Source organism: Staphylococcus sp. FSL W8-0056, from assembly GCF_037963075.1.
In the GTDB taxonomy this organism is placed as follows: Bacteria; Bacillota; Bacilli; order Staphylococcales; family Staphylococcaceae; genus Staphylococcus; species Staphylococcus aureus.
This window is the reverse complement of record NZ_CP150142.1, coordinates 177749-200151: the sequence shown is the minus strand read 5'-3', so window position 1 is coordinate 200151 and position 22403 is coordinate 177749. Positions and strand designations below refer to the sequence as shown.

General features: G+C 35.8%; 22 protein-coding genes and 2 rRNA genes. All 24 read right to left on the bottom strand.

What is annotated here, in order from left to right:
* Nucleotides 1–114 precede the first annotated feature (114 nt).
* Nucleotides 115–768, bottom strand: coding sequence for a 50S ribosomal protein L25/general stress protein Ctc (locus tag NSS86_RS01060; protein ID WP_000157650.1), 654 nt, complete (start codon nt 766–768; stop codon nt 115–117).
* Between the two features lie 149 nt (nt 769–917).
* On the bottom strand, nt 918–1883 hold the full coding sequence (locus NSS86_RS01055; protein ID WP_000933774.1) for a ribose-phosphate diphosphokinase: 966 nt from the start codon (nt 1881–1883) through the stop codon (nt 918–920).
* A 146-nt stretch (nt 1884–2029) separates the two neighbouring features.
* The gene (gene glmU, locus NSS86_RS01050) at nt 2030–3382 is read right to left on the bottom strand and encodes a bifunctional UDP-N-acetylglucosamine diphosphorylase/glucosamine-1-phosphate N-acetyltransferase GlmU (protein WP_001252543.1); all 1353 of its coding nucleotides are present in this window, start codon (nt 3380–3382) and stop codon (nt 2030–2032) included.
* A 22-nt stretch (nt 3383–3404) separates the two neighbouring features.
* A complete protein-coding gene (locus NSS86_RS01045; protein WP_001789654.1) occupies nt 3405–3536 on the bottom strand; it encodes a hypothetical protein in 132 nt (43 codons plus the stop codon).
* Between the two features lie 231 nt (nt 3537–3767).
* Nucleotides 3768–4070, bottom strand: a complete 303-nt coding sequence (gene spoVG / locus NSS86_RS01040; protein ID WP_000868999.1) for a septation regulator SpoVG — start codon at nt 4068–4070, stop codon at nt 3768–3770.
* 71 nt (nt 4071–4141) lie between these two features.
* Complete coding sequence (locus tag NSS86_RS01035) at nt 4142–4522, bottom strand: RidA family protein (RefSeq protein ID WP_000691774.1); 381 nt, start codon at nt 4520–4522, stop codon at nt 4142–4144.
* A gap of 16 nt (nt 4523–4538) precedes the next feature.
* Complete coding sequence (purR, locus tag NSS86_RS01030) at nt 4539–5363, bottom strand: pur operon repressor (protein ID WP_001269643.1); 825 nt, start codon at nt 5361–5363, stop codon at nt 4539–4541.
* Nucleotides 5364–5376: 13 nt separating this feature from the next.
* Nucleotides 5377–6225, bottom strand: a complete 849-nt coding sequence (ispE, locus tag NSS86_RS01025) for a 4-(cytidine 5'-diphospho)-2-C-methyl-D-erythritol kinase (RefSeq protein WP_000638870.1) — start codon at nt 6223–6225, stop codon at nt 5377–5379.
* Between the two features lie 309 nt (nt 6226–6534).
* Nucleotides 6535–6798, bottom strand: coding sequence for a Veg family protein (locus NSS86_RS01020; protein ID WP_001126664.1), 264 nt, complete (start codon nt 6796–6798; stop codon nt 6535–6537).
* A 99-nt stretch (nt 6799–6897) separates the two neighbouring features.
* Entirely contained in the window at nt 6898–7791 is an 894-nt protein-coding gene (gene rsmA / locus NSS86_RS01015; RefSeq protein WP_000886500.1) for a 16S rRNA (adenine(1518)-N(6)/adenine(1519)-N(6))-dimethyltransferase RsmA, read from the bottom strand.
* Between the two features lie 10 nt (nt 7792–7801).
* Nucleotides 7802–8338: a ribonuclease M5 gene (gene rnmV, locus NSS86_RS01010; protein ID WP_000700080.1), complete on the bottom strand. Its 537-nt coding sequence runs from the start codon at nt 8336–8338 to the stop codon at nt 7802–7804.
* 166 nt (nt 8339–8504) lie between these two features.
* Nucleotides 8505–9278 (bottom strand): TatD family hydrolase, encoded by a 774-nt coding sequence (locus NSS86_RS01005; protein WP_000904312.1) that lies wholly within the window; start codon nt 9276–9278, stop codon nt 8505–8507.
* A gap of 30 nt (nt 9279–9308) precedes the next feature.
* Complete coding sequence (metG, locus tag NSS86_RS01000; protein WP_001051129.1) at nt 9309–11282, bottom strand: methionine--tRNA ligase; 1974 nt, start codon at nt 11280–11282, stop codon at nt 9309–9311.
* Nucleotides 11283–11566: 284 nt separating this feature from the next.
* Nucleotides 11567–12406, bottom strand: coding sequence for a 16S rRNA (cytidine(1402)-2'-O)-methyltransferase (gene rsmI / locus NSS86_RS00995; protein ID WP_000279926.1), 840 nt, complete (start codon nt 12404–12406; stop codon nt 11567–11569).
* A gap of 1 nt (nt 12407) precedes the next feature.
* A complete protein-coding gene (locus NSS86_RS00990; RefSeq protein ID WP_000377064.1) occupies nt 12408–12656 on the bottom strand; it encodes a GIY-YIG nuclease family protein in 249 nt (82 codons plus the stop codon).
* Nucleotides 12649–13374, bottom strand: a complete 726-nt coding sequence (locus NSS86_RS00985; protein ID WP_000910686.1) for a tRNA1(Val) (adenine(37)-N6)-methyltransferase — start codon at nt 13372–13374, stop codon at nt 12649–12651. The genes NSS86_RS00990 and NSS86_RS00985 overlap by 8 nt, the downstream gene beginning before the upstream one ends.
* Nucleotides 13375–13647: 273 nt before the next feature.
* The gene (gene yabA / locus NSS86_RS00980; protein WP_000375683.1) at nt 13648–13995 is read right to left on the bottom strand and encodes a DNA replication initiation control protein YabA; all 348 of its coding nucleotides are present in this window, start codon (nt 13993–13995) and stop codon (nt 13648–13650) included.
* 16 nt (nt 13996–14011) lie between these two features.
* Nucleotides 14012–14815 carry a stage 0 sporulation family protein gene (locus NSS86_RS00975; RefSeq protein WP_001134194.1) on the bottom strand — a complete coding sequence of 268 codons (804 nt, stop codon included), beginning with the start codon at nt 14813–14815 and terminating at the stop codon, nt 14012–14014.
* Nucleotides 14816–15742, bottom strand: coding sequence for a DNA polymerase III subunit delta' C-terminal domain-containing protein (locus NSS86_RS00970; protein ID WP_000344336.1), 927 nt, complete (start codon nt 15740–15742; stop codon nt 14816–14818).
* A gap of 213 nt (nt 15743–15955) precedes the next feature.
* Nucleotides 15956–16285 (bottom strand): cyclic-di-AMP receptor, encoded by a 330-nt coding sequence (locus NSS86_RS00965; RefSeq protein ID WP_000781979.1) that lies wholly within the window; start codon nt 16283–16285, stop codon nt 15956–15958.
* A gap of 27 nt (nt 16286–16312) precedes the next feature.
* Nucleotides 16313–16930, bottom strand: coding sequence for a dTMP kinase (tmk, locus tag NSS86_RS00960; RefSeq protein WP_001272126.1), 618 nt, complete (start codon nt 16928–16930; stop codon nt 16313–16315).
* 1 nt (nt 16931) lies between these two features.
* Entirely contained in the window at nt 16932–18269 is a 1338-nt protein-coding gene (locus NSS86_RS00955; protein ID WP_339302314.1) for an aminotransferase class V-fold PLP-dependent enzyme, read from the bottom strand.
* Nucleotides 18270–19171: 902 nt separating this feature from the next.
* Nucleotides 19172–19286: ribosomal RNA gene (rrf, locus tag NSS86_RS00950) — 5S ribosomal RNA — on the bottom strand.
* Between the two features lie 72 nt (nt 19287–19358).
* Nucleotides 19359–22281: ribosomal RNA gene (locus tag NSS86_RS00945) — 23S ribosomal RNA — on the bottom strand.
* Nucleotides 22282–22403 lie beyond the last annotated feature (122 nt).

The following is a 22403-nucleotide window of genomic DNA, read 5'->3' as shown; positions in this document are numbered from 1 at the left end:
AAGTAATAAAGTTTAATTAAGCTTTATAATAACACAAAAAGCACCATGCTTATATTAAAATAAGCACAGTGCTTGTTAAACAAAGTATAAAAACTTTAATGTAACAGATTAAAATTACTCTTCAGTTTTTTCTTCGTCTTCTTTGCTTTCGCCAACAACTTCTGGTTCTTCAGTTTGTTGTTCGCCTTCCATAGCTTCGATTTCTTCTTCAGTTGGTTCTTCAGTTGGAGCAACTACTGTTACAACTGATTCAGCTGAATCGTTTTCGATTTTGAAGTCGCCAGTTACTTTAACATCAGCAACAGTTAAACTGTCGTTAATGTTTAATTCAGTAATGTCTACTTCGATTGCTTCTGGAATATTGTCTGGAGTAGCAGTTACTTCTAAGTTGAATAATGGTTGTTCAACTACGCCGCCTTCTTTAGCGCCTACTGCTTCACCAACTAATTGAACTGGTACTTCAACAGTACGTTCTTCACTCATATTGATTGCTAAGAAGTCAATGTGAGTAATTTGGTTTTTAAGTGGATCGAATTGGTAGTCTGCAACCATAACTTTGATAGTTTTAGAACCAACGCCTAATTCGATAACACCGTTACGACCTACTTCACGGATAACTTTGATGAATTCTACTTCATCAACTTTAACTGACACGTTTTTAGTACCGTAACCGTATACTACTGCTGGTACTTTACCAGATTTTCTTAATTGTTTAAGATCTGAACGTGTTTGTTTACCTTGACGGATGATTGACTTTAATGAAGCCATTCTCATTTCCACCTTTCATTTTTGCTCAAAACGAGCACCTCACTTACCCATCAACATCATCGTTGCTTGCAAGTGTTTATTTATTCGTATAATCACGAACGAAACTATTATACACGTTTGGAATATGTTCGTCAAACGCCTTTTAAATATTAGTCAAATAATACGCTAACTGATTCTCTTTCGTATACACGAATGATAGCTTGTGCGATTAAACCAGCAACAGATAATTCTTTAGTGTTAGATGGTTTGCGATCTTCATCTAAATGAATTGAGTTTGTTACGATTAATTCTTTTATAGCAGAATTTTCGATACGTTCTTTAGCCGGTCCTGATAAAACAGGGTGTGTACAACAAGCATATACTTCTTTAGCACCTTTATCTTTTAATGCTTGTGCAGCTAAAGTGATTGTACCTGCTGTATCAATAATATCGTCAATAATAATTGCCGTACGTCCTTCAATCTCACCAACAATGTTCATCACTTCAGCAACATTTGGTCTAGGACGACGTTTATCTATAATTGCAATTGGAGTTTTTAAAATGTCAGCTAATTTACGTGCACGTGTAACACCGCCATGGTCTGGTGAAACAACGACACATTCTTCTGGGTTAATATTCGGATCATCTTTGAAATGTTTAGCAAGAATTGGCACACCCATTAAGTGGTCAATTGGAATATCAAAGAATCCTTGAATTTGTGGTGCATGTAAGTCTAACGCAATCATACGAGTTGCGCCAGCTGTTTCGATTAAGTTTGCAACTAATTTAGCAGTGATTGGCTCACGGCTACGGGCTTTTCTATCTTGTCTTGCATATCCATAATATGGCACTACAATATTGATTGTTGCTGCAGAAGCACGTTTACAAGCATCAATCATAATTAATAATTCCATTAAATGTAGATTCACAGGATATGATGTTGGTTGAATAATAAATACGTCACAACCACGAATACTCTCTTCGATATTAATTTGAATTTCTCCATCACTAAAACGTTTAACTGAACATTTACCTAGTTCAATTCCTACTTGGTCAGCAACTTCTTGCGCTAATGCTTCGTTTCCTTTCAATGAAAAAATCTTTAATGACGAATTCTTATATTCATTATTTAACATTTATAGTCCTCCAATTATTTACTTACGCAATTACTATTATATATAAAATGTAACTCCATTACTATGCGAATCATTAAATCATAAAGATTACATTAATATTACATAGGATTATCCTTTTATCCTAGCCATTTTAAATACGTAAATGATTATTTCCTATATCCTTCTTTTGTTGTTTGTCTTGCTCTTGCCACAGCTAAACTGTCATTTGGTACGTCATCTGTGATTGTGGAACCAGCTGCCACCAATACATCATCACCAATTGTTACAGGTGCTACTAAATTAACATTGCAACCTACAAATGAATCTTTGCCGACGATAGTTTTAAATTTATTTTCACCATCATAGTTAACTGTAATCGTTCCGCAACCAATATTAGTACGTTCGCCAATTACAGCATCGCCAATATAACTTAAATGTGAAACCTTGGCACCATCTTTAAGATCTGCTTTTTTAATTTCTACAAAATTTCCAACCTTAACATCTGCACCTAATTGCGCGCCTGGTCTCAATTGCGCAAACGGTCCGACCTTAGTATTAGCTCCTACGCTAGCATCATTAACAACAGACTGTTGAATACATGCACCATTTTCAATCGTACTATTGTTAATTTCAGAGTACTGACCAATAACAACATCTTCGCCAATTTCTGTACGACCATTAATTCGTACGCCTGGTTCAATGACTGTATCACTACCAATTGTAACGTCTGGACCAATAAAAGTGCTGTCAGGATCGATGATTGTCACACCATTTAGCATGTGATAATGATTCGTACGACGTTGCATCGCCTTCTCAGCCTGACTAAGCATTACACGATCATTTACACCCATGATTTCTTCAACATCATTGGTACGATACACTTCTACGATGCCGCCATCATTTAAAATTAACGACAATACATCAGGGAGGTAATATTCACCTTGCGCATTATCATTTTTCACTTGTGTTAATTTTTCAAACAACGTTTTATTATTAAACGCAAAAATACCTGAACTAATTTCATTAATATCCTTTTCAGCTTGCGTTGCATCTTTCTCTTCAACTATGCGTTCTAAACGACCTGACGCATTTCGAACGATTCTTCCGTATCCATATGGTTGTTGAATCGATGCAGATAATACAGTTGCTTGAGCATTAGCATCCTCATGATGCGCAATCAATGTTTCTAATGTTTCCTTTGTGATGAGCGGTGTGTCACCACATACAACGATTGTCGTACCTTCCTTGTCTTCTAAGTGTGATTTCGCCATTTGCACTGCATGCGCAGTACCGAGTTGTTTCTCTTGAAAACTGTATAAAGAACGCTCGCCTAAATGTCCTTTTACACTTTCAGCACCATGTCCTACGATGGTTACAACTTGATCGACACCAGAGCCTTTCACACTTTCCAATACATGTTCGACCATAGGTTTCCCAGCAACCTCGTGTAGCACTTTATACTTTTTAGATTTCATTCTTGTGCCTTTACCTGCTGCCAAAATTATCGCGTGTCTTCGCATGAACATTAACCCCCATTAAATTTTACACTTCGTCATTATTATAATTTAATCTGCAATACTCTTTCAACATATAAAAGGCATTGTTTTTAATTCGTTGTAATTTTAAAAACAACTTTTTTCTTACTTCAAAAATACGAGCATCATTCAAACGCAATTTTTATCAGCAATGAATCAATAATTTTCATATCATCATAATCTGTTAACGTATATATTTATTAGCCTTTCATTAAAAATAAAAAAACATTAATACAAACTAAAAAAACATTAATACAAACTAAAAAAACATTAATACAAACTAAAAAAACTGCCGACAAAGCTTTATGCTTTATCGACAGTATCAAATCAACTTATTGCAAATGTATTACATCGCTAAATATAAAATTGATTAAGCTTCTTCTGAATCTTCTGATGTAGCGTTTTTATCTGGTACTACTTCATCTGTTTCATCATATACTTTCATCACTGCATCTTGAATTTCTTGTCTCATATCTGAATTAATAGGATGCGCGATGTCGCGGAATTCACCATCTGGTGTACGTTTACTTGGCATTGCAACGAACAAGCCAGAGTTTCCTTCAATTACACGTAAATCATGAATTACGAAAGCTTCATCTAATGTAATGGAAACGAGTGCTTTCATTCGTCCATCTGTTTGTATTTTTCTAAGTCTTACATCTGTCACTTTCATGTAGTGAGCCCCCCTATAGTATATATCTCTCTGTTTTATTTAGAAGCTTGATTAAACATATTAATCGAAAATTATAATTCCTTAATTTTACTTACTAATTCAATTTCTACTTTCACATCTTTTGGCAAACGCGCAACCTCTACACAACTACGCGCTGGCTTGTGTTCATTAAAATATTGACCATACACTTCATTTATTTTTTGGAAATCATTCATATCTTTAATGAAAATGGTCGCTTTCGCAACAGAATTCAAATCAGATCCTGCTTCTTCCAAAACAACCTTTAAATTTTCTAAAACTTGTTTTGTCTGTGCTTGAACATCAGCGCTTACGATTTTCCCATCAACATTCAATGGAATCTGACCAGAAGTATAAACCATACCATTCACAACTGTTGCATGCGAATATGGTCCAAGTGCTTCCGGTAATCTTGTTGTGTTAATGATTTTCATAATACTAAAACTCCTTTTATGAAAACTTAGATAAACTGTTGCCAGGTTCTACGTTAAACTCTTGATTATATTCATCTACATCAGATAATTTCACTAAGGAAGTATAATCTTCAATCAATCTTTGTTTAACTTCTTTTGATTCTACAAGTACTGATACCCCTTTTACATGGGCTTTAAACTCATTCATTAAATTCATAACACCATTAATAGAGCCACCAGCCCTCATAAAATCATCGACAACTAAAACATTTGAATTTTCTGCTAAAGTTCTCTTCGAAAGTACCATTGTCTCTATTTTTCTTGAAGATCCTGAAACGTAATTAATTGAAACTGTAGAACCTTCAGTCACCTTGTTGTCTTTTCTAATCACTACTACTGGTAAATTTAAAATATTAGCAACCGCATTTGCCAATGAAATACCTTTTGTCGCAATGGTAACAACAGCATCTAATTTTTCTTCCATGTAAATACTGGCAATTAACTTACCAACTTTGTTTAGTAGCGATGGATTACCTACCAAATCTGATAAAAATAAATACCCGCCAGGTAACAAACGTTCTTTCTCTTCTAATAGAGTAATGACCTCATTAACAACTTCAGTCGCCTCTTCTTTACTCATCATTGGTTTATACGTAACACCACCACTTGCGCCAGCAGTAGTAATTACTGTACCTAACTTTTCTTTTTGGAATGTATTTTTTATAATTTGGACATCTTCACTTATTGAAGATTTCGCCTGTTTAAATTTTTTCACAAAAAAAGTTAATGGAATCAATTTATTCGGATGGTTCATCAAATATTGCGTCATAAAAACAATTCTCTCGCTTCGTTTATATCTCATCTTTTCAACCCTTCTATCCTAATAGTCTAACTAAGTACACTTCATTACAACAACCGTTAACTGCATTATAAATATTTTTTGCTTGGCTTTCTTTTCGTGCTAGCCCATACACAGTCGGTCCGCTTCCACTCATTAACGCACCATCTGCACCACTTTTCAACATATTATTTTTTAATTTATCGATTTGTGGGTGTTTTGAAACAGAAATTGGCTCTAATCGATTAGACAAACTTTGACATAATTGTTGATAATCTCGATTTTCTAAGGCCTCATAACACATTTTCGTATGTACGTCGTAACGCTTATCTAAATTGATCAACTTAAATATATCTGGTGATGATATGCCTAAGTTTGGTTTAGCAAGAATCACCCAAGCTGAAGGTGGTTTATTTAAAAACTCGATTTTCTCTCCTCTTCCAGTACATAGTGCAGTTTTATTATAAATACAAAACGGAATATCTGTCCCAATTTTACTGCCTAGTAGAGCCAATTCTTCCAAACTCGCCCCTATATCAAAAAGTCGATTCAATCCTCTTAACGTTGCTGCTGCATCAGCCGAACCTCCAGCTAAGCCAGCAGAAACAGGTATTTCTTTATCGATAGAAATTGTTACACCTTGCTTTAGTTGATATTGCTCAATAAATAGTTGCGCTGCACGATATGCGAGATTTTTATGATTAGAAGGCACATAATTATGTTCAATCTCAACAACTATCTTTCGATCTTTTCTTTTATGAAAAGTTAAACGATCATTTAAATCAACTGTTGTCATTATCATTTCAATCTCATGATAGCCATCATTTCTTTTAAAAAGTGTATCGAGCGTAAAATTAATTTTGGCTGGTGCCGTTTCATATATCATTTTCCGCCCTCTTTTCGTTATCTTAATATGATGATTTTAACATAAAGAGAATTAATATTTGACATTTTAATTTGTTTTTTAGTGTTTTTTTAATAAAAAAGTAATTTTCTCCATCTAATTACTTAGTATTTACTTGTATTTGTGTTTATAAATACAATTATCCATTTACTGAAAAATCTATAAGCGAAACATCAGTGTTAAACATTTTGTAAATAAAAAGAGTATTGAACATAATGCCCAACACTCAAATAATTATCATAATATTTACTTCTTATACTAAGAAACGCCTAACATCTCTATATGTCTTATTTAGTGTGCAATTGATTCGTGATGATTATCCTCTTCAAATGAAACTTGAACATTTTCAGTTAACACATCAGTGTATGTATAAGATACTCTCTCAAAGTTGTGTTTGTCTTGATCTAACTCAACAATGAAAACTGACGGATATGTTTCTTTTAAAATTCCAGAACGTTTTATTGTTTTCTTACGGCCTCCATTGGCTTTCAGTACAATACGATTTCCTACATGACAATCAATAGAATTTTTGATGTCCAAAATTGATTTTGGCATATTGCTCCACCTCGCTACAAGTTACATAATACCATATTTGCAGCGTTTTCGTCAAACAAAATTTAAATTTTAACAATAGTGCTTTGCTTTGTCAATCATTTAATTTTCTAATTGAGGGAATTTTTTCTTTTCTTCATACAATTTAGCAAAATCTTGAATAGATAGCGTTTCACCGCGACGTCTTGGATCAATACCTGCTTGTTCCAACCATTGTAAAATCACTTCTTTGTGTTGTTTACCATCTTTAAAATAATTTTGATAGTTATTGTTAATTGTCTTTCTTCTTTGTGCAAATGCTGCTTTTGCTAACTTAAAGAATGCTTCCTCGTTATCTACTGTTACTAACGGTTCAGTTCTCTGCATCAGTTTTACAACTATTGAATCAACATTAGGTGGTGGCATAAATACAGATTTAGGTACCGTTAATACTTTACTAGTCTCTGTATAGTATTGTACGACAATTGATAATGAACCATATGCTTTTGAACCTACTTCAGCATTTAAGCGTTCGCCCACTTCTTTTTGCATCATCACCACGTAGCCATCAATTGGTATATCTTGTTGCATTAAATTTAATAAAATTGGCGTCGTAATATAGTACGGCAGGTTTGCAACAACCATTATTTTTTCGCAATCTTGTAAATGATTTTCAACAGCTTCTTTAATATTCGCTTTTAAAATATCTTCATTAATCACCGTCACATTATCATAAGGTGATAGAGTATCATTTAATACAGGTATTAAACGTTGATCAATTTCAAATGCCAATACTCTTTTAGCATGTCTGGCCAATTGTTCTGTCAACGACCCCATACCTGGACCAATTTCAATCACCCCAGTTTGTGCATCAATATCACTTGCATCAATGATATTATTAATGATATTCACATCTATCAAAAAGTTCTGTCCTAAACTTTTTTTAAAATTAAAGCCATATTTATCTAACAACGCTCGCGTTCTTGATGGTGTTGCAATATCTTTATTATCCAACATTTTCACTTCCTCATTCATCTTCTAAAGCTTGCCTTACATCCGCTTCGGTATAACCAAATGCATTTAACTTTTTCAATAACTGCTTACCATTGGAATGGCCGATTCGCAATTTTCTACTTAAAATTTCTCTACGGCGCCTTGCATCTTTCCCAACGATTAACCCCAACTCTATTAGCACAGATTTATCAATTGATTCATAAGCTTCATCAAAGGGTGAACTAACATGCATTAACGCTTCTTTAATATCAATTAAGTCGGCATGTTCAACACCAATTTTCCCTTTTTTATTTTTAGCTTTTTCTCTATCAATATACGCATGTTTAACACCTTTGACATGTTCAGTAATTGTACTTCTAATTTTATCTCCTGGGAAATCTGGATCTGTTAATACAATAACGCCTCGACTTTGTTGAGCATTTCTAATTACTTCTAAAGTTTGTTCGTTGATGGCACTACCATTCGTTTCAATCGTATCACATTCAACAGCTCGTTTAACACGCTCAGTATCATCTCGTCCTTCTACAACTATAAACTCATTGATTTTCATTTAAAACGCCTTCCTACAATTCTTAATTTCAAAGCTCTAACCATCTCTATCGTACGTATTGCACATGTACGATATTTTAATTTAAAAAAGTGAGAAAGAACCATAGCATATTAAACGAATATAGCATCGTTTACATTTATGGCGGTGATCTTTCTCACTTTTAACTTTATGAATTTAAATTAAACAATTTCTCTGCATTTTTAGTTGTTTGTTCGCACACTTCTTCATAAGATAAGCCTTTTAATTCAGCAATTTGTTCAGCTACTAAAGTTACTCTCGCCGGTTCATTTCGCTTCCCTCTATACGGATGTGGCGAGAGATACGGTGCATCGGTTTCAACTAGCAAACGCTCCATTGACACATGCTTAGCAACTTCTTTAGGCTGTTTAGCATTTTTAAATGTCACAGGTCCACCTAATGAAATATAAAAATTCAGCTTATTAGTTACAATATCTGCAATTTCTGGAGAACCACTAAAGCTATGCATAATCCCGCCTACCTCTTCAGCATGCTCCTCCAATAAGATATCGATACAGTCTTGAGTTGCTTCACGGTTATGAATGATAATTGGTAACTTCAAACGCTTAGCTAAAGCAATTTGCTTTCTAAAAACTTCCTTTTGAACATCTGCAGGAGATTTATCCCAGTGATAATCTAATCCCATTTCACCAATACCAATCACTTTTGGATGCTGAGCTAAAGATTCAATCCATTCCAGGTGTTCTTCTGTAAAATCAATTGCGTCAACTGGATGCCAACCGATAATGCCATATAAAAAATCATACTCATCGATTAATTTCATCGCGCGTTCAATTGTCGATTTGTTAAAACCAACTACAAACATACGATCAACACCTGCTTCTCTAGCACGTGTAATCACTTCACTCAAATCATCATCGTATTGCTCATCATTTAAATGGACATGTGTATCGATTAACATAATTATCTCTCCTAATTTTTAAAAATACAGTTATTTAATCACTGCACCATTTGGAATTGCACTTGGTAAACTTACTAAGGTTAATACACCATCTTTTTCAGCAGATAATATCATACCTTCAGATTTTTGTCCCATTAATTTAGCTGGTTTCAGGTTAGTAACAACTGCTACTTTTTTACCAATAATATCATCTGGTGTATAGAATTTGGCAATTCCTGATACAATTTGTCTTTGTTCAGAATCTAAGTCTACTTGAATTTTTAAAAGCTTATCTGACTTCTTAACATGTTCAGCATCAATAATCGTTGCTGCCTTAATTTCAACTTTATCAAAGTCTTTAATATCAATTTGAGGTTTGCTAGGAATCTCTTCTTTTTCCTCTTCAGTAGCAGGCGGTTGCATTGATTCTTTGATATATGCAATTTCCGCTTCGCTATCCAATCTTGGGAAAATAGGTTTAGGTTGCCCAGTAACCATAATTGACTCAGTAAGCACACCATATTGCTCTAAACTACTAAATTCCATAAATTGAGGATTGTTTATGTTCAATTGTTCAAAAATCTCTTTCGGCGCATGTGTTAAGAATGGACGTAATAATACAGCTGCATAACGAATATTTTCAACTAAGTGAGCCATTACATTGCCTAACATATCTTTTTGGCTATCGTCCTTAGCTAATACCCAAGGCGTTGTTTCGTCAATATACTTATTCGTTCTACTTATAAACTTCCATACCGTAGATAATGCCACAGAAAATTGCAAACTTTCCATGCTTTCAGTGTAGCTTTTCACTGTTTCTAAAGCCATAGCTTCCATTTCTTCATCTAATTCATGAAGTGGACCTTGATACGCTGGTAATTCGCCATCAAAGTACTTATTAACCATAGAAATCGTACGGTTTACTAAGTTACCTAAGTCATTTGCTAGATCGAAATTTGTACGCTCAACAAATGCTTCAGGTGTAAATACGCCATCTGAACCAAATGGTAATTCACGCATTAGATAATAACGTGTAGCATCTAAACCATAGCGATCAATTAAAATATTAGGGTCTACAACATTACCTTTAGATTTACTCATTTTTCCATCTTTCATCAAAATCCAACCATGTGCAAAGACTTTTTTAGGTAACGGTAAGTCTAATGCCATCAATAAAATAGGCCAAATAATTGAGTGGAATCGCACAATTTCCTTAGCCATTAAATGAATATCTGCTGGCCAGTATTTGTTAAATAGTGACTCATCATCTGATAAATAGCCTAATGCTGAAATATAGTTAACTAACGCATCAATCCAAACATAAACAACATGTTTTGGATTAGACGGAACATGGACACCCCAGTTAAATGATGTACGAGAAACAGCTAAATCAGCAAGTCCTGGTTTAATGAAGTTGTTAATCATTTCATTTTTTCTTGATGGTGGTTGTATAAAATCTGGATTTTGGTCATAGAACTCTAATAAACGGTCTGTATATTTACTAATATTAAAGAAATAACTTTCTTCTTTAACTAGTTCAACTTCGTGTCCAGAATCTGGACTTTTGCCACCAATAATTTTACCGTTTTCGTATTGTGGGTCTACTAATTGTGACTCTGTATAGTATGTTTCATCCGGAACAGAATACCAACCTTCATATTCACCTAAATAGATATCACCTTGCTTTAATAAACGTTCAAACACTTGCTCAACGACATGTTTATGACGTTCTTCAGTTGTTCTGATAAAATCATCATTTGAAATTTCAAGCTTAGCCCACAATTGTTTAATTCCAGCAATCATCTCATCCAAATATTCAATTTCTGTCTTACCAGCTTTTTGAGCTTTTTCTTGAATTTTTTGACCGTGTTCATCCGTTCCAGTCAAATAACGAACATCATATCCTTGCATTCTCTTATATCTTGCAATAACATCTCCAGCCACTGTAGAATATGCATGTCCTATATGTAAATTCCCACTAGGATAGTATATTGGGGTTGTTATATAAAATGTTTCTTTAGCCATAACTGTTCCTCCTCGTAATGTCTCACTTCAAATAATATCTAAGATTTCTATGCATTTCAACGGACGCGAACATTTATCTCGTCATCTCATTTTCATCTTATTCAATGTTAAGGTATTTATTACTTTCAATGTATTTATTTTACATTAAAAAACGTCGATGTCATCATTTTTTTATCATAGTCAACATCATTTTATCAGTATCAATGCAAAATGATAACTTACCATTTAAAATTACAGCTTGCGTTTATAAAATCGTTTAAAATTTCATATAATCGATAAAGTGATTAACTTATTTGATGATAAATATTATATACTTCATTCGTTTTAAGTTGTCGTTCTTCAGCAACTTTTTTAATAGCTTGTTTTGGTTTCATCTGTGAAGTTTGAATATAATGATCAACATGCTCATTGATAGATAAATCATCAAACCACGATATCTCATTGTTCGCTTTAGCACCTTCAATTAAGATAACGAATTCGCCTTTCAATGGTACATCGCCTTGCTGAATCAATGCTTGTAATTGTGTTACATCATCAGTTACAATTTGTTCGAACTTCTTAGTTAATTCACGCCCTAGTGATACTTGTCGTGTTGCATCTATCTTTGCAATTGTTTTTAATGTATCTGTCACACGATGCGGTGATTCGTATATAATTAATGTGCTATTTTCATGCATACGTTGCTCTAATACAGCACTTTTTTCTTTCTCTTTTCGTGGCAAAAATCCTAAAAATGTATATACATATGAAGGTAATCCACTAGCCATCAAAGCCGTCAGCCCAGCATTAGGTCCAGGCACAGTCTCTACTTTAATATTAGCTTCTCTGGCTGCCACTACTAATTCGTATCCAGGATCACTAATTAAGGGCAATCCAGCATCAGATACGAGCGCAACGTCAAGACCTAATTCTAACTGTTCAATGATAAAAGCAGTCTGCTTATCCTTGTTATGTTCGTGATATGACTTTAATGGAGTTGGAATATCATAATGATTACACAGCTTACTAGTTACTCTAGTGTCTTCACAAGCAATCATATCAACACGTTTCAATACATCAACTGCTCTATAAGTAATATCTGCTAAATTACCAATTGGTGTGCCCACTAAATATAATACAGCCATACTATCGCTCCTTAATTAATCGCAATTTCTTTTGTCTGGTATAAGTTTTAATTTCATATTCACGCTTCAATGCTTCAGACTTTGTCTCATACATTTCTTGATAAACTAAATGCACCGGACGTCTTACTTTCGTATATTTGGCTCCTTGACCTCGGTTATGTTTTTCAACACGTGCATTAACGTCTTTAGCGTATCCTGTATATAAACTTCCATCACTACATTTTACAATATATACAAAATGACTATCCATAATATACGTCCTTCATTTCTTCGCTATAATTACCATCTTCATTATAAATATAAAATGGGGGCATGATTTCTAAACCTTGATTTCCACCTTTTCGACCTTCTACTACTATCGTTTGTGCTGATTTCCCTACCTTACTATATATAAAAACGACTTTCTTAGGTTCAATATTCACTTTTCTCATTTCAAACAAGACATCCATTAGTCTATCTGCACGATGTACCATATTTAGCCTGCCACCTTCTTTTAATAAATGACGGGCTGCAATCATGCAATCTTCAAGTGTACACATAATCTCATGTCTCGCTATCTTATGTGCTTCTTTTTGATGTTGGTGTTGCTGATTCTCTTTAAAATAAGGCGGATTACACGTTACTAAAGTATATTGTGAAGGTTTAAATACTTTAGTAACGTTTTTCAAATCCATGTGATGCATTGTTAAATATTCATCAACATCATTGAATTGAAATGTGCGTCGCGCCATATCGACAAGTGTTTTTTGAATCTCAACACCTTCTATATGTCGTGGATGTTTCGCAAACAATAACAAGGGTATCACCCCATTGCCTGAACATAAGTCCAACACAATATCTTTTGTTCTAGGTTTTGTAAAATGCCCTAACAACAAAGCATCCGTTGAAAACGAAAAAACATCATCATTTTGAATAATACTAAAATCTTCTTTGATTAGTTGATCAAATCGTTCATTCTCTTTTAACATTTTTAACTCCTATGAAGACAACCTTTTTCTATTGAGTAATTGAAATCTCTTTTTATATTATATGCCTAACTACATTCGATGTATTTTTGACTTTTAACAGCTACATTTTATAACTAATGATACTGCGTGCACACTTAATAATAACATTTAGTACCGCCATCTCTTATGCAATCACCAAAACTTTATACACAATTAAAGCCTGAAACATGCATTGTCTCAGACTTATCCAAACCATATTCATTTATAATTATAACACTATTTGAGTGTGCTTGATTAATCACTTAAAACTTCTAAACAGAACAGACAATCTTCACCATGTCGATGTTTTCCAAATAATTCGCCTTTACAAATATGAAATCCTTCTCCATACAATATAGCCAAATTATCTTTACTTGGTAATGGCTTTTTCACAGCTTTTGCTGGTTTTGAATTCGCAGTATCAATAGTAGTTGGTTCATCATTGCCCAACACCTTTTTCAAATTATCATTTTCAAGTTGAAGCGCTACATTTTCTTCTACTAATTCAACTGCATGTGCCTTTAATTCTGAAGTTTCCTTTGAAAGTTGATTGACATTCATTTCTAAACGCATTATTTTTTCAAATATTTCATTGCGATCCAAATGTAATAATGCCTCCTTAATGCATAGTTTCTATTTCTTCTAATTTATATTCAAGTGGCTGTTCATGTCCCTCAAGCTTCACCTGCATAGAAATGTCTAATATATTTAAAGCAACTACTTTCCCGTTACCATCAGGCGTTTCAATTGCTTCACCAATATCAGGTAATTGTGCACGTACTTCCTCATAATAGTCATTTTCATATTTTAAACAACACATCAAACGACCACATGCACCAGAAATTTTAGTTGGATTTAATGATAAATTTTGATCCTTAGCCATCTTAATCGATACTGGTTCAAAATCCCCTAAAAATGTAGAACAACATAACGACCTACCACAAGGTCCGATACCGCCAAGCAATTTGGCTTCATCCCTTACACCAATTTGTCTCAACTCGATACGTGTTTTTAAATGTTGCGCTAATATTTTTACTAATTTTCTAAAATCAATACGATCATCCGCCGTAAAATTAAAAATAACTTTCGATTTATCTAATGTATATTCGCAATTGACTAAACGCATGTCCAAACCTTGTTCTCTTACAATGTCTTTACATAGTATTAATGCATTTTCAGCATCTCGTTCATTACAATTAAATTTATCAATATCTTTGTCATCAGCAATGCGAATAATATTTTTAAGAGGTAACACAACATCCTCTTCAGCAATATCCATTAATGGATTTTTAACAATACCTATCTCTATGCCTCTTTTAGATTCGACAACTACCCAGTCTTCTATATCTACTTGTATATCATTAGGTGTATAATATTCTAATTTTCCCGCTTTTTGAAACTGAACACCTATTACATTTGGCATCTAACTCACACCCTTAATTACGATTTGTTCAAATACAAGCGTTGGATTTACATTTTGATTCAATTTCTTATGTGCTTCCGTCAGTTGATCAAACATCAAAATTAATTGATTAAACGACAACTTTTGCGCATATTGATCAATATCATTTTTTAAATCACTATATATTTGTTTATCCTCTACATTTACCTTTGTATGTATGATATCTTCGAAGAAACCATTCACAGCTGCAATAGTTAAAGATTGCAGTTTTTTATTTTTAGCCTGTTTCAATAAATCAATAATACCTATAAGTGCCATTGGCTTGTTAGTAAGCAACAATTCACACCAACGTATAACTGATTTCCTTAATGCTAATAAATCAAATTCTTCATTTAAAGCTATTGCATTATCTATTTGCGTAGTATAAGTACTAATCATTTCAGCTACTGGCTTAGACATGTTTTGTTCAACTAATCTATTTATAAACTTTTCTTTATCAATAGGCTTGAAATACACATGCTGACACCTTGAATGGATTGTGTCTAAAATTTGCTCAGGTTTTGTAGACAATAAAATAGCAATCGTATTGTCCGGTGGTTCTTCAAGAAATTTCAAGATACTGTTTTCCCCTTGAACAGTTAACTTTTCAAAGTCTTCAATGATGTACACTTTATTTGTGCTTTCTATAGGAAGTTGATTCATATGACGCACAAGTTGTTCAACTTGTTCTTTCTTAATTGCATTCTCAGTTGTTGATATATACATAAAGTCTGGATGATTATATGTACTAACCTTTGTTTCACATTGACTATCTGTTTGACATAAAATAAGCTTTGCAAAATTAATCGCAACTTGTTTCATCGTTTGTGCATCATCACCTTCAAATAAATAGGCATGCGATAATTTATTTGAATGATATGCATTCGTCAATTGTTGCTGTTCATCCATTCATTACAAACTCCCTTTTGCTTTTATATAAAAAGGTTGCCAAAGAGCAACTAATTACTGCAACAATAGCGACCATGATTTGTGATTATTTTTAGAACCACAAAAATCAAATCTATTGGCATCTGAACTAGTCGCAGTCAAGCAACCCAAAATTGTTAATAACTTATTAATACACTATTTTAAGTATCTCTAATTGATGATTGTATTATAGAATTAAAATTGATGGAATGCATCAACTGGCATAACAAATACAGTAGCACCGCCAACTTCAACTTCAACTGGATATGGAATGTACGAATCCGCACTGCCTCCCATAGGTGTAATAGGTGAAACCAACTGTTCTCTATTACCACACGTTTGATTAATCACAGACAATATTTCATCTACACGGTCATCATTGACACCACATAAGAATGTTGTATTACCCGCTCTTAAAAACCCACCTGTTGTTGCCAATTTTGTTGCTCTAAAGTTATTTTTAACAAGTTGATCTGCAAGTTCCTGACTATCTTGATCTTGTACGATCGCTATAATCATTTTCATTTTATAACACCTCTTCTAACAATTATATCATATCTTTTCTAAATATTTGATGATAGTTTGATACGTGTCTTCAACAACATTTTCAAGAGGTTGATCTGCATTAACGCTTTTGAACCGTTGTGATTCATTATGAATGATTTCTTGGTAACCTTCAATTACTTTTTCGTGAAACTTTAAATCTTCTTGATCTAATCTATTTTGATCTCTTGAATTTTTAATAATACGTTCGCGACCTACTTCAGCACTAACATTTAAATAAATCGTCAAGTCTGGATATAATCCATTTATTGCAAATTCGTTTAATGCTCTTACTTCTTCAACGCCAATCCCTCTAGCATAACCTTGATAAGCTAATGAACTATCGATATAGCGATCACACAACACAACCTTACCTTCTTTTAAAGCTGGTATGACCTTTAATACAAGATGTTCTCTTCTAGATGCAGCAAATAACATTGCTTCAGTTCTAATGTCCATATCATTGCCTTCTAATACAATTTTACGTATTTCTTCACCAGTAGGAACACCACCTGGTTCTCTAGTCATAATGACATCATAATCTTTTACTAATCTATGGTAAACTTCATTAATTACAGTTGTTTTTCCAGAGCCTTCTGGGCCCTCAAAAGTTATAAAAGCTGACATTTTATTCATCCTCAACTAAAATTTTATTATTTTTAATTCCTTCAACTATCATTCCAGTTTCCAGATATTCATTTACCAATTCTATCATATTTTCAGTTATTGTTTCTCCTTTGAAAATAATAGGAATCCCTGGCGGATACGGGACAATATGTCGCGCCAGAACTTTACCTTTTGTCTTTTTCAAATCACACCAAGTAACATATTCAAAGCGTTTTGGTTTATAGTTACCTTCAGTTGTTAAAAGTTGTGTTTGTTTAACTTTAGAAACTGATTTTTTCGGTAAAATCATATCTTCAATTTTACGTAAAAGCAAATCAAATAAATACGTATCATCATGATGCCATAACGGCAATATCGCTAATGCTTGATAGTCGTCCGCTAATTCTAAATAGATATGTGCATTCATAAACCAATTTTGAATATCATGACCTGTAAAACCTTCATATTTTATCAGCAACTTCAACGGATCATCAACTTGAAGCATTTCAAAACCCTTCTTCTCCAAACATTCGATTAATTGCGCTCTCTTATCAAAAAACACGGTACTATCATATGTTTTATAGAACTCGGCAGCTGACTCTAAACTAGCCATAATCAAATACGAAGGACTAGATGTTTGGAAGTAGCTTAGATATTCTATAATAGTTTCTCTATAAGGTGCATTTTTATGAATATAAAGTACCGAGCCCATCGTTAAAGCTGGTAACGTTTTATGAAAAGATTGAACAACATAGTCAGCTTGATAATTTAATGTAGAATCTGGAAATCCTTGCAATCCAAAGTGCGCGCCGTGTGCTTCGTCAATGAGTACAGGAATATTTAATTGGTGCAAAGATTTGATAACCTCTTCTACATTAAATGTTTCACCGTAATAGTTAGGATAAGTCAACACAGCAAGTTTGTGACCGTCATTATTCAAACGGCTTAAATTAACTTTATTATAATGATTCGTTAACGGACTTTGATGCGTTTCAATAAAATGCCCTTCTTGTTGGCTAATATCGAGCGCATGTAACACAGATTTATGTACATTTCTTGCCATTAAGATATCGCCTTTTTTCTGTGAAAAAGACTGGATGACAGATAATATTCCTGAAGTGGTGCCATTCACTAAGAAATAAGCATCATAATCTGAATGTTTCTCCACCTGCTTCATACTTTCCAAAATGACTTCTTCAGGATGATGTAAATCATCTAATCCAGGTATTTCAGTTTTATCCATTGTCATTGATAATTGAGATAAATGACCGATAGTCATATTTTTATGACCCGGAACATGCAAAGAAATCGCTTCTTCTTGATTTAAACTTTCTAATTTATTTAAAATAGGTTGCTTCATGATATACGCTTCCTTTATTTACACTGTTTTGGAATTAGTTACTTTCAAAAGTATTAATTATATAGTAACACTTCTTTGACAAAAGTTAGTGTTACTTATGCAATAGCTTGTCTATTGTATAATAATTAATTTCCTTTTTGTACTTCGATTTAAAAGATATTAGACATAAAATCTAAAAACAGCAGTAAGATGATTTATGATTAAAAACTATCTTACTGCTGTTCACTTTTTATAATACTTCTGAATGTCTTCACTTATACTTCTAGTCACAGATTTAAATAATCAAAAGTGCACATTATTAAAATATCAATTTCACACTCAATGCGGCTCATCGCATTCATTTCTTGTCTAGCAACGTTTTACTCTAGCGGAACGTAAGTTGGCTACCATCCTCGCTAAGAACCTTTCTTGACTTGTGACAATCGCTTGCTTCTTTCCTCTCCTTCGGCTCTCGCTTACTCATTTAGCTCTACTAAACTCGTTGCGCTCTTTTCTCGTTTCGTCAGATTCAAACGTTTTCACTTCGCCAAGCCATTTTTCTTTGTGTTTACTTTTTATTTTGACGTTTTAGACATAAAAAAAGAGACCTCACGGTCTCAATGCGGCTCATCGCATCCATTTTTGCCTGGCAACGTTCTACTCTAGCGGAACGTAAGTTGGCTACCATCGACGCTAAGAACCTTTCTTGACTTGTGACAATCGCTTGCTTCTTTCCTCTCCTTCGGCTCTCGCTTACTCATTTAGCTCTACTAAACTCGTTGCGCTCTTTTCTCGTTTCGTCAGATTCAAACGTTTTCACTTCGCCAAGCCATTTTTCTTTGTGTTTACTTTTTATTTTGACGTTTTAGACATAAAAAAAAGAGACCTTGCGGTCTCAATGCGGCTCATCGCATCCATTTTTTGCCTGGCAACGTTCTACTCTAGCGGAACGTAAGTTCGACTACCATCGACGCTAAGGAGCTTAACTTCTGTGTTCGGCATGGGAACAGGTGTGACCTCCTTGCTATAGTCACCAGACATATGAATGTAAATTATACATTCAAAACTAGATAGTAAGTAAAAGTGATTTTGCTTCGCAAAACATTTATTTTGATTAAGTCTTCGATCGATTAGTATTCGTCAGCTCCACATGTCACCATGCTTCCACCTCGAACCTATTAACCTCATCATCTTTGAGGGATCTTATAACCGAAGTTGGGAAATCTCATCTTGAGGGGGGCTTCATGCTTAGATGCTTTCAGCACTTATCCCGTCCACACATAGCTACCCAGCTATGCCGTTGGCACGACAACTGGTACACCAGAGGTATGTCCATCCCGGTCCTCTCGTACTAAGGACAGCTCCTCTCAAATTTCCTACGCCCACGACGGATAGGGACCGAACTGTCTCACGACGTTCTGAACCCAGCTCGCGTACCGCTTTAATGGGCGAACAGCCCAACCCTTGGGACCGACTACAGCCCCAGGATGCGATGAGCCGACATCGAGGTGCCAAACCTCCCCGTCGATGTGAACTCTTGGGGGAGATAAGCCTGTTATCCCCGGGGTAGCTTTTATCCGTTGAGCGATGGCCCTTCCATGCGGAACCACCGGATCACTAAGTCCGTCTTTCGACCCTGCTCGACTTGTAGGTCTCGCAGTCAAGCTCCCTTATGCCTTTACACTCTATGAATGATTTCCAACCATTCTGAGGGAACCTTTGAGCGCCTCCGTTACCTTTTAGGAGGCGACCGCCCCAGTCAAACTGCCCGCCTGACACTGTCTCCCACCACGATAAGTGGTGCGGGTTAGAAAGCCAACACAGCTAGGGTAGTATCCCACCAGCGCCTCCACGTAAGCTAGCGCTCACGTTTCAAAGGCTCCTACCTATCCTGTACAAGCTGTGCCGAATTTCAATATCAGGCTACAGTAAAGCTCCACGGGGTCTTTCCGTCCTGTCGCGGGTAACCTGCATCTTCACAGGTACTATGATTTCACCGAGTCTCTCGTTGAGACAGTGCCCAAATCGTTACGCCTTTCGTGCGGGTCGGAACTTACCCGACAAGGAATTTCGCTACCTTAGGACCGTTATAGTTACGGCCGCCGTTTACTGGGGCTTCGATTCGTAGCTTCGCAGAAGCTAACCACTCCTCTTAACCTTCCAGCACCGGGCAGGCGTCAGCCCCTATACATCACCTTACGGTTTAGCAGAGACCTGTGTTTTTGATAAACAGTCGCTTGGGCCTATTCACTGCGGCTCTTCTGGGCGTTAACCCTAAAGAGCACCCCTTCTCCCGAAGTTACGGGGTCATTTTGCCGAGTTCCTTAACGAGAGTTCGCTCGCTCACCTTAGAATTCTCATCTTGACTACCTGTGTCGGTTTGCGGTACGGGCACCTATTTTCTATCTAGAGGCTTTTCTCGGCAGTGTGAAATCAACGACTCGAAGACTCAATGTCTTCTCCCCATCACAGCTCAGCCTTAACGAGTACCGGATTTGCCTAATACTCAGCCTTACTGCTTAGACGTGCAATCCAATCGCACGCTTCGCCTATCCTACTGCGTCCCCCCATCGATTAAAACGATTATAGGTGGTACAGGAATATCAACCTGTTATCCATCGCCTACGCCTGTCGGCCTCAGCTTAGGACCCGACTAACCCAGAGCGGACGAGCCTTCCTCTGGAAACCTTAGTCAATCGGTGGACGGGATTCTCACCCGTCTTTCGCTACTCACACCGGCATTCTCACTTCTAAGCGCTCCACATGTCCTTACGATCATGCTTCAACGCCCTTAGAACGCTCTCCTACCATTGTCCAAAGGACAATCCACAGCTTCGGTAATATGTTTAGCCCCGGTACATTTTCGGCGCAGTGTCACTCGACTAGTGAGCTATTACGCACTCTTTAAATGATAGCTGCTTCTAAGCCAACATCCTAGTTGTCTGGGCAACGCCACATCCTTTTCCACTTAACATATATTTTGGGACCTTAGCTGGTGGTCTGGGCTGTTTCCCTTTCGAACACGGACCTTATCACCCATGTTCTGACTCCCAAGTTAAATTAATTGGCATTCGGAGTTTGTCTGAATTCGGTAACCCGAGAGGGGCCCCTCGTCCAAACAGTGCTCTACCTCCAATAATCATCACTTGAGGCTAGCCCTAAAGCTATTTCGGAGAGAACCAGCTATCTCCAGGTTCGATTGGAATTTCTCCGCTACCCTCAGTTCATCCGCTCACTTTTCAACGTAAGTCGGTTCGGTCCTCCATTCAGTGTTACCTGAACTTCAACCTGACCAAGGGTAGATCACCTGGTTTCGGGTCTACGACCAAATACTAAACGCCCTATTCAGACTCGCTTTCGCTACGGCTCCACATTTACTGCTTAACCTTGCATCAAATCGTAACTCGCCGGTTCATTCTACAAAAGGCACGCCATCACCCATTAACGGGCTCTGACTACTTGTAAGCACACGGTTTCAGGTTCTATTTCACTCCCCTTCCGGGGTGCTTTTCACCTTTCCCTCACGGTACTGGTTCACTATCGGTCACTAGAGAGTATTTAGCCTTAGGAGATGGTCCTCCCAGATTCCGACGGAATTTCACGTGCTCCGTCGTACTCAGGATCCACTCAAGAGAGACAACATTTTCGACTACAGGATTATTACCTTCTTTGATTCATCTTTCCAGATGATTCGTCTAATGTCGTCCTTTGTAACTCCGTATAGAGTGTCCTACAACCCCAACAAGCAAGCTTGTTGGTTTGGGCTCTTCCCGTTTCGCTCGCCGCTACTAAGGGAATCGAATTTTCTTTCTCTTCCTCCGGGTACTAAGATGTTTCAGTTCTCCGGGTGTGCCTTCTGATATGCTATGTATTCACATATCGATAACATGACATAACTCATGCTGGGTTTCCCCATTCGGAAATCTCTGGATCAAAGCTTACTTACAGCTCCCCAAAGCATATCGTCGTTAGTAACGTCCTTCATCGGCTTCTAGTGCCAAGGCATCCACCGTGCGCCCTTAATAACTTAATCTATGTTTCCATCCTACAGGAAACGCGTTATTAATCTTGTGAGTGTTCTTTCGAACACTAGCGATTATTTCTTATGAATTCAAGCTTATTTAAAACTCTTTATTCACTCGGTTTTGCTTGGTA

Excerpts from the sequence above, each read along its gene's own strand:
- NSS86_RS00970 (WP_000344336.1), bottom strand. The coding sequence starts at position 15,742 with ATGGATGAACAGCAACAATTGACGAATGCATATCATTCAAATAAATTA.
- rsmI (WP_000279926.1), bottom strand. The coding sequence starts at position 12,406 with ATGGCTGTATTATATTTAGTGGGCACACCAATTGGTAATTTAGCAGAT.
- NSS86_RS00965 (WP_000781979.1), bottom strand. The coding sequence starts at position 16,285 with ATGAAAATGATTATAGCGATCGTACAAGATCAAGATAGTCAGGAACTT.
- rsmA (WP_000886500.1), bottom strand. The coding sequence starts at position 7,791 with ATGTTGGATAATAAAGATATTGCAACACCATCAAGAACGCGAGCGTTG.
- NSS86_RS01055 (WP_000933774.1), bottom strand. The coding sequence starts at position 1,883 with ATGTTAAATAATGAATATAAGAATTCGTCATTAAAGATTTTTTCATTG.
- NSS86_RS01060 (WP_000157650.1), bottom strand. The coding sequence starts at position 768 with ATGGCTTCATTAAAGTCAATCATCCGTCAAGGTAAACAAACACGTTCA.
- NSS86_RS01005 (WP_000904312.1), bottom strand. The coding sequence starts at position 9,278 with ATGTTAATCGATACACATGTCCATTTAAATGATGAGCAATACGATGAT.
- glmU (WP_001252543.1), bottom strand. The coding sequence starts at position 3,382 with ATGCGAAGACACGCGATAATTTTGGCAGCAGGTAAAGGCACAAGAATG.
- rnmV (WP_000700080.1), bottom strand. The coding sequence starts at position 8,338 with ATGAAAATCAATGAGTTTATAGTTGTAGAAGGACGAGATGATACTGAG.
- NSS86_RS00990 (WP_000377064.1), bottom strand. The coding sequence starts at position 12,656 with ATGGATAGTCATTTTGTATATATTGTAAAATGTAGTGATGGAAGTTTA.
- ispE (WP_000638870.1), bottom strand. The coding sequence starts at position 6,225 with ATGATATATGAAACGGCACCAGCCAAAATTAATTTTACGCTCGATACA.
- NSS86_RS00975 (WP_001134194.1), bottom strand. The coding sequence starts at position 14,815 with ATGCCAAATGTAATAGGTGTTCAGTTTCAAAAAGCGGGAAAATTAGAA.
- spoVG (WP_000868999.1), bottom strand. The coding sequence starts at position 4,070 with ATGAAAGTGACAGATGTAAGACTTAGAAAAATACAAACAGATGGACGA.
- NSS86_RS00985 (WP_000910686.1), bottom strand. The coding sequence starts at position 13,374 with ATGTTAAAAGAGAATGAACGATTTGATCAACTAATCAAAGAAGATTTT.
- purR (WP_001269643.1), bottom strand. The coding sequence starts at position 5,363 with ATGAGATATAAACGAAGCGAGAGAATTGTTTTTATGACGCAATATTTG.
- metG (WP_001051129.1), bottom strand. The coding sequence starts at position 11,282 with ATGGCTAAAGAAACATTTTATATAACAACCCCAATATACTATCCTAGT.
- NSS86_RS00955 (WP_339302314.1), bottom strand. The coding sequence starts at position 18,269 with ATGAAGCAACCTATTTTAAATAAATTAGAAAGTTTAAATCAAGAAGAA.
- NSS86_RS01035 (WP_000691774.1), bottom strand. The coding sequence starts at position 4,522 with ATGAAAATCATTAACACAACAAGATTACCGGAAGCACTTGGACCATAT.
- tmk (WP_001272126.1), bottom strand. The coding sequence starts at position 16,930 with ATGTCAGCTTTTATAACTTTTGAGGGCCCAGAAGGCTCTGGAAAAACA.
- NSS86_RS01020 (WP_001126664.1), bottom strand. The coding sequence starts at position 6,798 with ATGCCAAAATCAATTTTGGACATCAAAAATTCTATTGATTGTCATGTA.